This is a genomic window from Acaryochloris marina MBIC11017, assembly GCF_000018105.1.
GTDB lineage: Bacteria > Cyanobacteriota > Cyanobacteriia > Thermosynechococcales > Thermosynechococcaceae > Acaryochloris > Acaryochloris marina.
Genome location: NC_009925.1, coordinates 2,678,232 through 2,689,448, shown reverse-complemented (window position 1 = coordinate 2,689,448; position 11,217 = coordinate 2,678,232). Strand labels below are relative to the sequence as shown.

At 49.6% G+C, this 11,217-nt stretch carries 10 protein-coding genes; 5 read left to right on the top strand and 5 right to left on the bottom strand.

What is annotated here, in order from left to right; all coding sequences use genetic code 11:
- Positions 1 to 20 precede the first annotated feature (20 nt).
- Both AM1_RS11975 and AM1_RS11970 read left to right on the top strand, forming a co-directional pair.
- Complete coding sequence (locus AM1_RS11975) at positions 21 to 1,364, top strand: DUF3370 domain-containing protein (protein WP_012163106.1); 1,344 nt, start codon at positions 21 to 23, stop codon at positions 1,362 to 1,364.
- An 11-nt stretch (positions 1,365 to 1,375) separates the two neighbouring features.
- A complete protein-coding gene (locus AM1_RS11970) occupies positions 1,376 to 1,873 on the top strand; it encodes a hypothetical protein (protein WP_012163105.1) in 498 nt (165 codons plus the stop codon).
- Between the two features lie 11 nt (positions 1,874 to 1,884).
- Here the strand turns inward: AM1_RS11970 and AM1_RS11965 are convergent, their stop codons facing one another.
- From AM1_RS11965 to fusA, 3 genes are all read right to left on the bottom strand, one after another.
- Positions 1,885 to 2,937, bottom strand: coding sequence for an ankyrin repeat domain-containing protein (locus AM1_RS11965; RefSeq protein WP_012163104.1), 1,053 nt, complete (start codon positions 2,935 to 2,937; stop codon positions 1,885 to 1,887).
- Positions 2,938 to 2,985: 48 nt separating this feature from the next.
- Positions 2,986 to 3,201 carry an ankyrin repeat domain-containing protein gene (locus AM1_RS11960; RefSeq protein WP_041659713.1) on the bottom strand — a complete coding sequence of 72 codons (216 nt, stop codon included), beginning with the start codon at positions 3,199 to 3,201 and terminating at the stop codon, positions 2,986 to 2,988.
- 198 nt (positions 3,202 to 3,399) lie between these two features.
- The gene (gene fusA / locus AM1_RS11955; protein WP_012163102.1) at positions 3,400 to 5,487 is read right to left on the bottom strand and encodes an elongation factor G; all 2,088 of its coding nucleotides are present in this window, start codon (positions 5,485 to 5,487) and stop codon (positions 3,400 to 3,402) included.
- A 381-nt stretch (positions 5,488 to 5,868) separates the two neighbouring features.
- On the opposite strand from fusA, the gene AM1_RS11950 reads away from it, so the two are divergent.
- From AM1_RS11950 to AM1_RS11940, 3 genes are all read left to right on the top strand, one after another.
- Positions 5,869 to 7,167, top strand: coding sequence for a tetratricopeptide repeat protein (locus AM1_RS11950; protein WP_012163101.1), 1,299 nt, complete (start codon positions 5,869 to 5,871; stop codon positions 7,165 to 7,167).
- Between the two features lie 119 nt (positions 7,168 to 7,286).
- Positions 7,287 to 7,967, top strand: a complete 681-nt coding sequence (locus tag AM1_RS11945; RefSeq protein ID WP_012163100.1) for a hypothetical protein — start codon at positions 7,287 to 7,289, stop codon at positions 7,965 to 7,967.
- A gap of 11 nt (positions 7,968 to 7,978) precedes the next feature.
- Positions 7,979 to 8,683 (top strand): hypothetical protein, encoded by a 705-nt coding sequence (locus tag AM1_RS11940; protein WP_012163099.1) that lies wholly within the window; start codon positions 7,979 to 7,981, stop codon positions 8,681 to 8,683.
- A gap of 60 nt (positions 8,684 to 8,743) precedes the next feature.
- Here the strand turns inward: AM1_RS11940 and AM1_RS11935 are convergent, their stop codons facing one another.
- Both AM1_RS11935 and AM1_RS11930 read right to left on the bottom strand, forming a co-directional pair.
- Complete coding sequence (locus AM1_RS11935; protein ID WP_012163098.1) at positions 8,744 to 9,694, bottom strand: alpha/beta hydrolase; 951 nt, start codon at positions 9,692 to 9,694, stop codon at positions 8,744 to 8,746.
- Between the two features lie 112 nt (positions 9,695 to 9,806).
- Positions 9,807 to 11,213 (bottom strand): protein kinase domain-containing protein, encoded by a 1,407-nt coding sequence (locus tag AM1_RS11930; protein WP_012163097.1) that lies wholly within the window; start codon positions 11,211 to 11,213, stop codon positions 9,807 to 9,809.
- Positions 11,214 to 11,217: the final 4 nt, after the last annotated feature.

The window sequence follows — 11,217 nt, the reverse complement described above, 5'->3', positions numbered from 1 at the left end:
TCAACTGTATTGATGTATTCATGTCATTTTTCCTGCCTGCCCTACTTCTCGCTCAAGCAAGTACGATTGCCGCCGCCTCCGAAGTGGTCATTCCCCAGGAAGTCAGGGCCTTACCGGGAGAACTGGATAAATTCCCTGTTTTTAATAGCAATAGTCCAGAAATTGTTAAATCGGAAGGTATTCTTGTATCGACCTTTCCTGAAACAGGCAAACAGTCTCCTGACGCTCATTTGAACTATGCCTTATCCGGTCGATTTGATGTGTTTGCCCATCATGTCACCCGAATTGACTCCAAAAAAGGCAAGCGCCCTCTTTATCTCGGGGTTCTATTGCATAATCCCACCAGCAAGCCTGTCAAGGTGTTGGTACTGCAGGCCAATAGCTATCTCAGTCAGTCCCAAGCCCCTTTTGTGGATCTTCCATCTCAGACCGCTGATCCAGGGGGGAACGTCTATTCGGGGCCGGGAAGTCGGACAGCAGGTGATGTGCTGCGTCGGCAACGGCAAGCCGGTTGGGACACCAATCTGGTGATTCCGCCCGGTGAAAGCAAAATGTTGGTGAATTTGCAGCTGCCCCCTAGCAATAGCCGGACGACCTGGCTACGCCTCTGGACCAACGGTAAGCTCTACGCTGCCAGCATGACCCGATATGCTCGCTCTCCTTCGAAGTGGAAGTTTCAGGCCCCTTTGTTGGATGATTGGAAGCAAACGCTGACGAAGGGCAGCTTGGTATCGCCGAGAGATCAACCGCCCACGCCCCCCGACTCTAAGGCCGAGAAGTTTTTCTATGGCCGGGTCGCGGGAGTGTCTCAAGGCTCGGAATGGAAAGCCAAAGTGACTAATAAACCGGGGGATGACAAGCTAGATATCCCGAAGCCCGGCAAGGCCTTTTCCTATGTGATCAATTCCTTAGATCGCGGCACATTAGGCACCGGGCAGATTCAAAGTGCGCCGATGCTGGTGCGCTATGGCGATACGGCCTATAAATCCCATGGCAATTATGGATTGCGATATAGCCTGGATCTGCCCCTAAAAAATACAACGAAAGACCCCCAGAAAATTTCTCTGTCTTTGCAAACCCCCATCAAAGAAGATGAACTCACCCAAAAAGGCTTGCGCTTCTTTAAGCGACCAACAGGGTCAGCCTTTTTTCGGGGAACGGTCAAGCTCAGCTATACTGACACCTTTGGCAAGGCCCAAAGACGCTTCTTTCACTTGGTGCAGCGACGGGGTCAACGCGGCAAGGCTCTGCTGACGTTTCCCATCGATCCCAAACAGCAGAAGCTGGTCAATGTTGAGTTCCTCTATCCGCCAGATTCCACACCTCCCCAAGTGCTGACCATCAGAACACTCACCAAAGATTAGGAGGTTTGTTGATGCGCGCTGGGCTGTTTCGGGACCCACGTTCTACCTCTTGTTCTGGAATGACGTTAGGCTCTCTTGTGTTGGTCGGAACCTTACTGGTGGGCTGTGGCGCTCCGAGTACGCCAATTGGGCCATTGGGACAACCCTTCACCTTCTCTGAGTATGAACAGGAACCCGATCAATCTAGTGTGCAGGAGCCTGAAGAAACGCCGCACCAAGCGACCTTTCGTTTGGGTGAGTCCCAAGCAGAGCTGCGTTTAGCGTGGAAGAGTATAAAACCCAAGAATCATGCTTATCTCTCCTCTGCAGCGATTGAGGTGGTCAAAGCTGATCCAAATCTCAGCATTACGATGGGTGATGCTAGCAATCCCGTCAATATTGGTACATCTGAAGTGGCGATTGAACAGCGTTCATTGTTGATCACTTGGCATCGTCAAGGCTGGCTACAGTCTCAAAGTAAGACACTCAAAATTAACTTTTCTGCCAATGGGGAATGGACGGTTGAGTAGTTTATTGTTCTTTACTCTGACAAACTTGATCGTTCAAGTAACTCTACAACTACAGAAAAGCCGGCCTGCTCCTGACAACGATCCTGTGCATATATCAAATCTGTTTTACCCGCATTATCGTGAATATTGAGATCAGCACCCACCGAAATGAGTGTTTTGAGAGCCTCAATAGCAGGCTTTGAATACCCCCAAGTTACGCTATGTATCAAGGCTGTACGGCCTGCTTTGTCTTGAAGATTTGGATCTGCTCCTGCTGCTACCAACAGCTTAATAATCTCCTGAACGTTCTCTGCAAAATGGCAGGCATAATGACTTGCTACCTTCATCAAGGCTGTAGTGCCTTCATCTGGACCATCGTCATCACTTTGAATATTGGGATCTGCGCCTGCCTCCAGCAATATCTGAACCATCGGTTGCAAGCTAGAAGAGGCTGCATACATTAACGCAGTTTGGTTGTTAGCGCCGATTGCATTGATATCTATTCCACGCCGAATTCCCCACTGAATAACGTCCATCTGTCCTAACATGGCACCTTTGATAAAAGCTTCTACATCTGTGTGTTGTTCTCGTGCTTTTCGCTTTAAAGCTTTATGTAGGGTGTATTCTGCATATCTTTGAGTTTCTTCTGAGACGAGAGGAAAAAGATAGTTATAAACCTCCAAATGTCCACAATAGGCAGCACCGAATAACGGGGAATCCTCATCACTGGTCCATGAATCTACTAGAGCACCAGCTTCTACTAATGTCTTAACAACTTCCACATAACCCTGGCTAGCTGCCACGACTAATGGTATTTCTTTAGTGATGCTAGGCCGATTCACGTCAATCCCTGACTGGATAAGGATTTGAACTACATCAAGTCGTCCTTCCTGGCTGGCGGCCTGTAAAGGGCCGTAAATGTAGTACTGATGCACATCGATAACAGCAAGCAGAGTGTGCAGTGCTGAAAGACTGCCTCTTTCACAAATATCAACCAAAGCTTGGCCAAACATTTCTGGCATCGCAGATTTCAAGATTTGGAGAACATCCCGATGACCTGCTATCGCAGCAGCCCAAATGGCCATTGGTCCTGATGCGCGAAAACCTCCAAATTCACCCTTGTAATCTTGTGGTTATGCGATCCCTGGAGTAGCGAAATTGGCTCCAGCGGCCAATAAAATCTCCACAATGTCGGTGTAACCCTTCTGAGCTGCAATCACTAAGCCAGGAATATTGAAGTCATCCCAGGTATCAGGAGAGAATCCAGCATCCAACAAAATACAAACCTGATTGCAATTCCTTTGCTGAATTGCGGCAATCAAAGCCTGACCGCTGCTTTCTTTGCTCATTGTCTAATGTTGAAGGTCACCAGACATAGGTTATTATCCTACTCTCAAAACTAGCTCTAAACCCAACTGAAGTTCTTCACTTATCGATCTCCCCATTGGTAAGAGGCAGCGCATAAAGTATTTCCTAACTCAACTAACAAACGGCACACCCCTTTGGAGAATGCGCCGTTCGCTTGCTGTTTATTGAAGACCGCTGAGTTATGCCTTGGCTTCCTGGCGTTCTTTGGCTTCCTTAATCACCTCTTCTGCCACGTTGTTAGGACACGCAGCGTAATGAGAGAACTCCATCGAGAACTGGCCTCGACCTGAGGTCATGGTGCGCAGGTCACCAATATAGCCAAACATTTCACTCAAGGGCACATCAGCCTTAATTCTGGCACCCATGGGGTTAGAGTCCTGGGACTTGATCATGCCTCGACGACGGTTCAAGTCACCAATCACATCACCTACATGATCATCAGGAGTAAAGGCATCCACCTTCATGATCGGCTCTAGCAACTGAGGACCGGCCTTAGGAACCGACTGACGATAGGCTGCCTTCGCTGCAATTTCAAAGGCAATAGCCGAGGAGTCTACAGGGTGGTAGGCACCATCGGTCAGAGTGACTTTCATGTCAACGCAGGGGAAGCCCGCCAGCACACCTTTCTCTAGGCTATTGCCAAAGCCCTTCTCCACCGCAGGCCAGAATTCACGGGGAACGTTACCACCAGTGACTTTCGATTCGAATTCGAATCCTGTTCCAGGGTCGCCGGGTTCGAGAACATACTCGATCTTGCCGTACTGACCGGAACCACCGGACTGTTTCTTGTGGGTGTAGCTATCTTCGAGACGCTTTGTAATCGACTCTCGGTAAGCCACTTGGGGTTTACCCACTTCGACTTCAATGCCGTGGGTGCGCTTGAGAATATCGACTTTAATGTCGAGGTGCAATTCACCCATCCCTTTGATGATAGTTTCTCCACTATCTTGGTCAGTTTCGACACGGAAAGAGGGATCTTCCTGAACCATTTTGCTGAGGGCCATGCCCAGCTTCTCATCGGTGCCTTTTTTCTTGGGTGCGATCGCAACCGAGATCACCGGATCCGGGAAGACCATCGGTTCCAACGTAGCAGGCTCTTTCGGATCGCAGAGGGTATGTCCCGTCTGCACATTCTTCAAACCGACGATGGCCACGATATCTCCGGCTTGGGCAGAGGTGATTTCTTCCCGAGAGTCGGCATGCATCTCTACCAAACGGCCAATCCGCTCAGTTTTGCCCGTGGCGGTATTGAGGACCGTATCGCCTTTGGAAATCGTACCGGAGTAGATTCGGGTAAAGGTGAGAGCACCAAAGCGGTCATCCATAATCTTAAAGGCCAATGCCCGCATGGGATTGCTGGGATCAACTACGGCAAAGTTGCCAGTCTCATTCCCTTCTAAGTCAATTTCAGGTTGAGGATTGACTTCTTTCGGGTTCGGTAGATAGTCAACTACAGCATCCAGAACGAGCTGAACCCCTTTGTTCTTAAAGGAGGAACCACAATAGGTGGGGAAGAAAGCCAGGTCACGAGTTCCCTTGCGAATACAGCGCTTTAGGTTCTCAATACTGATCTCTTCACCTTCTAGATACCGCTCCATCAAGTCATCGTCTTGCTCAACAGCGGTCTCAATTAGCTGTTCCCGGTAAGTGGCCAGATCATCTTTCATGTCGTCGGGGACATCTTTGATCTCGTAGTTCATGGGATCGCCGGAATCATCCCAAACCCATGCTTTCTCAGTCAATACATCAACGACACCGACGAAGTCGTTTTCGGTACCGATGGGCAGGGTCATGACCAAAGGCTTGGCCGCCAGGATGTTATCTACCTGGTCGACGACGCGATAGAAGTCAGCGCCCATACGGTCTAGTTTGTTGACGTAGATAATCCGAGCGACTTTGGAGTCGTTGGCATAACGCCAGTTGGTTTCGGATTGAGGTTCAACACCACCAGACCCACAGAAAACGCCAACGCCGCCGTCCAAAACTTTGAGGGAACGATACACCTCAATCGTGAAGTCAACGTGCCCTGGCGTGTCAATAATATTGAGTTGATGGTCTTTCCACTCACAGGAGGTGGCAGCAGACTGAATGGTGATGCCCCGTTCTTGTTCCTGCTCCATAAAGTCAGTGGTGGCCTCACCTTCGTGCACTTCACCAATCTTGTGGATTTTACCGGTTAACTTCAAAATTCTTTCGGTTGTTGTAGTTTTACCGGCATCTACGTGGGCAAAGATACCAATGTTGCGATAGCGGGTGAGGTCTTTCATCTTTCTTCTCTAAGGGATAGTGCTACAAACGTTGACAAACCACCAAGGGGTGGACGTAAGACTGTTAGATTGCCCGTGTAGCAGGGGTGGGCGCTTTAAAACGTCGTAATTTAAATTCTAAAGTCTTTGTTAATTATGCCCAGGGCAGTATTGCTGATTGTAAAGTATCTTGACGTAAAGTTGTAAGGATCTCTGGAAGTAAAAACCGAACTTAGGGTAGATTGGGACGTTCCCTGTCAGCGTATTGGTATATTTCTGCCCGTAAGAATCGGCCAGCATCAGTAGGTCCTTCTCAGGCAATGAGAGTATTGGTTAGGATATTGATCTTATCCAGCAGGGATAGCCTGTTGGTTTTAGATCTGCACCACCATCAGAGTGCCCATGAGTGCCCCGTTATTTCAACAAGGCCAAGCGCAGCTGCGGCAAAAGCAATATGCAGATGCGATCGCAACCTTCACCCAAGTTCTGGACGCCGATCCCTTTTCCATCGGTGCCTATTGTCAACGGGGGTTGGCCTACTATGATTCTGGTAACGTCTATGCCGCGATTGAAGACTACGGTAAGGCCCTAGAAATTGACTCTAAATCGGCCAAAGCCTATTACTGTCGAGCCTTAGCCCGACTCTCCTTAAAAAATATCCCAGGAACGATGGCTGATATTGAACTGGCGATTGGGTGCGATCGTACCTATGCTGCAGCTTATAAATTGCGAGCCATTGTCCATCGCAAGCAAGGGGATATCCAAGCAGCAATCGCTGATTTTAAGGTAGCTTCAGGACTCTATCTCGATCAAAAAGATGCAGATGGAGCCCGTCAATGCATTGACAAGATTGAGGAAATCCGACCCAAAACGCCCAATGCTCGCGCTCCAATCACAAAGGCACCCAACGCACCGCCCCCTGCCCTATCAGAAAAAGATTACTTTACGCAAATCCTCGATCGGGCCAAAATCGGCCAGCTCAGTCAGGCCCTCTCGGATATTAATTGGGTCTTGCAGGCCGATCCTCAGGACGGCAAAGCCTATTGCTGCCGGGGATTAGTCTATTGCAAGCAGGGCAATTATCAGGCTGCCATGGCCGATTTTAATCAAGCCCTTACCCTTAAATTTGAGGATCCGATTACCTATCGTGGGCGGAGCAAAGCTCGCTTAAACCTCAAGGATCCCCAGGGGGCGATTGCAGACTGTAATCAAGCCTTATTCTTGTCTTCTGAAGATAGTGATGCCTATGTGGCACGAGGCAATGCCTACCGAGCCATCGGCCATCATTTAGGAGCAATCGAAGACTATGCGGAAGCCTTACGTTTGAATGGAAATAACGCCGATGCCTTTTTTCAGCGCGGCCTTACCTATGCGGGGATGAAGGAAAATCCCCAAGCCATTGCCGATTACCAGCGGGCCATTAGCCTGTTCTGTGCCCAAGAAGAATGGTTCAACTATCAGCAGGTTCTCGCCCAACTCAATCAGCTGAAACCTCCTACCCAGACAAATGTTCAGGCTCCGCCACCTCAACCACCACAAACGACCTATGAGCGCTTGTGGCAGCGGTTATTGGACTTATTGGGAGGAAACCAAGAGTTAGCGAAAGGGATGGTTCGGAGCACGAAATTTCAATATCCGGGGCGCTCAGAGGAGTGGTACTTAGAGACGGTAATTCTGAGTCTGGAAGACCATATGAGATAAAAGCCGGAGTGATTGAACCGACCTGACCCGACTTTTTCTTCAGAACTCCCGACTTCAGCCGACTGACAGGACCAGATGGGCAAAGCTAGGCTGTGCTTAATTTCTCGCCGCCCTCGTCTATGAATGCTGTTGCTATTTTTATTGCTCTCCTCAAAGACCGACAAACCTTTCTCCAAGAAATTCACGAGGGAAAGCGATTATCGGTCAAAATTTCTGCCCTACTGATCTGTAGCTTTTGCAGTTTCGCCACCTATGGAGCTATTGTCGGCTCCTTTCATAGTCCGCTACAGGCCTTGTCTTCGGGCCTCAAATTGCCCACCCTCTATCTGATTACCTTACTGGTTTGTTTGCCTGCCCTGTATGTGTTTAATGCCCTGTTTGGCTCTCGCCAAACTATTGCTCAGCATTTCACCTATGTCTTGAGTGCGGCTGCTGTCATTGCCCTGCTGCTCGTGGGTTTTGCTCCGATTACGTTGTTTTTCGTGATCACCATTTCTCCTGTACAGGATTATTCCTTTTACCTGTTACTCAACGTGGTGATTTTTGCGATGACAGGGATGTTTGGGGTGTCGTTCCTCTATCAGGCCATGCGTCCCGTTGCCCAATCAGAGACAGATACCAACGTCCAGCTTCGGTCTACGGTACTCCGGTTTTGGTTGGGGCTCTACGGGTTTGTCGGTAGTCAGTTGGGTTGGACCTTGCGCCCCTTCTTTGGTTCACCGGGTGCTTTTGAGCTGTTTCGCCCTCGGGAAGGGAATTTTTGGACAGGGGTTCTAGATGCGATCGCAAATCTGATGTAGGGCTAAAGCGCATGACCGGTATCCGCAACTTAGATAACCTACAAGCCCTACGCTTGACCACCGATGATCTTGAAGCCCAAACGGCTTTTACCACCACTTCCTTTTGGGTCGGCAGCTTATGGGGAGGCGTTTACCGCCTATCGGTTTGGCGTCAACCCCAACATTGGCTGCGAGTCTTGGGGGTAGAAATGATTGCTTTGGCCTTGCTCGGTATGTTGTCGGTGCCCGTTGGTCTGATCCCATTACGGGATACGGCCCACCCCCACCGATTTCTTCAGGTTACAGGAACAGCAACGGGGCTGATGTTTGCCAGCTGGCATCTCTATCTCTGGCATCGAACGCAAACCTTACGCCCTCTGTTGCAGTTACTGGATGATATTGACCAATATAATCAGCTCGTGGAGACGGTCATCCTGTTGGCCGGTCTGACTCAGGCGAATCCCTCAGCTCTGACTGCCGATCACACGCTCATTTTGGACGTCTTACATACCAGTCGCACCAGTTTAGTCACGGCATTAAATCTAGAACGGCTGATTCGCCAGCATCAACGACTGATTCACCGGAATCAAGCTCTACTGGATTTGGATCAAGCTTTGATCACCCTGAAAGGTTTAGAGTTACAGGATCAAGCCCAGGACTATCAAGATGTGATTCAAGCAGCTTTACAAATCAGTACCAAGGTGCAGACCACTATGAGACAGCTTTCTCAGTCTTGATGAGTTCAGCACGAAGTTCAGTACTCAGCTCAAGGCCCATCAATGGAGAGGGAAGTAGCGTTATTGCATCTTGGTTACCAAGCGCTGTATGGCTTTCAGATAAGAATGCTGACCTGGACGATAAATACGGAAATGGCTAGCATCGGGCACTATCACTAATTCTTTAGGGGTCTCTGAGGGCACTGCCTGATAAAGCCTATGACTCATCCATACCGGCACAATCTGATCTGCGGTGCCATGGAGGAAAAGGACGGGGGTTTTCAAAGACCGCACCTTAGCTAGGGAATTAAATCGTTGGGTCAGAATCCAATCCACAGGAAGGTATCGAAACCAGTCCATCTCCCTCGCTGCTGCGGGTAGCGTCGTAAAAGAACTTTGGACAATAACGCCCGCTGCATTGGGCTGCTTAACCGCTAAATCGAGGGCGACGGCTCCACCTAAGGATTCGCCATAAATCACAATTTGGTGGGCAGCCATCCTCCGTGTTTGAGTCAGATAGCGCCAGGCGGCTTGGCTATCTTCGTACAAGCTGGCCTCACTAGGTTGGCGAGGTGAGCTATTCCCATAGCCCCGATAATCAACGAGCAAGACAGAAAAGCCCAGCTGACGGAAACCTTTGACGCGTTCTAAGTGACTTCGAGACCCCTTATTGCCTGCCCGTCCGTTGAAATACAGAATCACTTTCGGTTCAGTCAGGATATCGTGAGGTTCTTCGGGTAGAGCAATGGTGTCTTCGGAGGATTGAGGGGCAGGTACCCACCAACTATTTAGGTGCTCAGAGCTTGACCCCACGGGGATTTTGACAGTTTGGAACGGTAGTTGAAAGGGTTGATCGCTGGGTACCGTTTCCAGAGTTAGCTTAGAATCGTAAAGTAGTGCTTCTTGCCGCACAAAAAAGAAGATACAGATCCCTGAATAGACCAAGAGGGTGCAAGCCACTAAACCTTGGGCCAGCCGAATGCCGAGCTGTCGTAATCTAGAGGTCCAGGGATTGTTGGAGGGGAGTAGCAATGTCCGCAGGGAGAGTTTAAAACAACCATCATTACTCCTAGGCGCTGGAGTTCAACCCTAGAAGCTGATGTCACATTTCTGCTGATATCGTAGAGGGACAGCTGGCTCTAAATCAAATGGATGCGGGTAGCAATTCTCTCATCGCTTCAGCGACTTGGGACGCCGAGGAATATCGCTTTTGGGGTTGCGGATGGGTCAGGCGTTGAATCACATCTGCCATTTCTGGACTCAGGCGAGGCACATCTTCGACATGCAGGCGGAATTCTTCATCTCCCAATCGATAAAAGGCGTCGGGTTCTTGCCCGGTCAAAATATAGACCAAAGTTGCCCCCAGGGCATAGAGATCTGAGGCTGGGGCAGCTTTGCCTGCCTGTAACTCGGGTGCTGTGTAGCCCACAGAGCCAATAAATGTGCCAGCTTCGGGGCTGAGCAGCTGCATCTCGCCAAAATTTACTAAGACCACTTCTTTGAAACCATGGGGAATGGTAGGACGTAAAAGATTGGCAGGCTTAAGATTGCGGTGAATAATCGCCGGGGTCTGTTGATGTAGATAGTCTAAAACCTCACAAATATCTGAAATCCATAAAATGGTCTGTTCCTGAGAGAGGGGGCCTCGCTCTGCCACCCATTGCTTGAGATTTTGCCCATAAATCATCTCGCTGACGAGATAGGGGTGTCCGTCTACTTCAAAGGCTTCGTAGATTTTGGGAATTCCTGGGTGACTGATCTGACAGAGCTGGGCTGCCTGGTCTTGGAAGGCGATCAACGCATCTTCATGGTCAAGCCACTCTTGCTGGAGGGTTTTGAGAACCACCATGTGACCATCTCGCCAGGCAATAAACGTATTATCCCCGGTCCCTAGCGGTTTAAGAATATGGTACTGGCCGATTTGCCGCCAGACTTTGAGCGGTAAACCACAATCGGTGCAAACTAACGATCCTTTGTTCGCAGGTGAGTTTTGACAGCTGCCAGCGGGCTGTGATCCGTCATTCGTGCAGGGATACTGAAAGCGACGCTGCTCATCTTGAGGATGTTTAGGAAAAGAGGTTTGCCCCGTCACTTGAAATTTTTGATCGGCGCTTTGAGCGGGTGGCTCCGAGCTGGGTGATACGGCAACAGCTTCGGCAGACTCCTCTACTGAAACTTGAGATTGTATCTTTGCTGAACTAGGGGCTGCAGTGACTTCAGGGTGATTGTACTGTTCGCTTACCGCACCACTTCCATCAATGTGAATTTGAATATTAGGTCCCGATCGTGCGAGTCGCATGATGTTGCCATCAGCTAGAGGAGCTTGATGGACCCGTTTGCCATCTAGATAGGTACCGTTGGTGCCAATATTCACGACTTCCCATTGGGCTCCGGTTTGTCGCAGTTCGACATGATAGCGGGAGACAACGGCGCTATACAAGACAACATGGTTGTCTACCGCTCGACCAATTCGGATGACGGGATCTTGCTCAAAGCTCCAACTTTGAACGGGAGTGGATTGGACAGGATGTAAGAGCGTTAGAGTAATCACGTTA

What these genes read in the sequence shown, in the direction of transcription:
- AM1_RS11975 (WP_012163106.1), top strand. Translation starts at nt 21, where the DNA reads ATGTCATTTTTCCTGCCTGCCCTACTTCTCGCTCAAGCAAGTACGATT.
- AM1_RS11965 (WP_012163104.1), bottom strand. Translation starts at nt 2,937, where the DNA reads ATGGCCATTTGGGCTGCTGCGATAGCAGGTCATCGGGATGTTCTCCAA.
- fusA (WP_012163102.1), bottom strand. Translation starts at nt 5,487, where the DNA reads ATGAAAGACCTCACCCGCTATCGCAACATTGGTATCTTTGCCCACGTA.
- AM1_RS11940 (WP_012163099.1), top strand. Translation starts at nt 7,979, where the DNA reads ATGACCGGTATCCGCAACTTAGATAACCTACAAGCCCTACGCTTGACC.
- AM1_RS11970 (WP_012163105.1), top strand. Translation starts at nt 1,376, where the DNA reads ATGCGCGCTGGGCTGTTTCGGGACCCACGTTCTACCTCTTGTTCTGGA.
- AM1_RS11945 (WP_012163100.1), top strand. Translation starts at nt 7,287, where the DNA reads ATGAATGCTGTTGCTATTTTTATTGCTCTCCTCAAAGACCGACAAACC.
- AM1_RS11950 (WP_012163101.1), top strand. Translation starts at nt 5,869, where the DNA reads ATGAGTGCCCCGTTATTTCAACAAGGCCAAGCGCAGCTGCGGCAAAAG.
- AM1_RS11960 (WP_041659713.1), bottom strand. Translation starts at nt 3,201, where the DNA reads ATGAGCAAAGAAAGCAGCGGTCAGGCTTTGATTGCCGCAATTCAGCAA.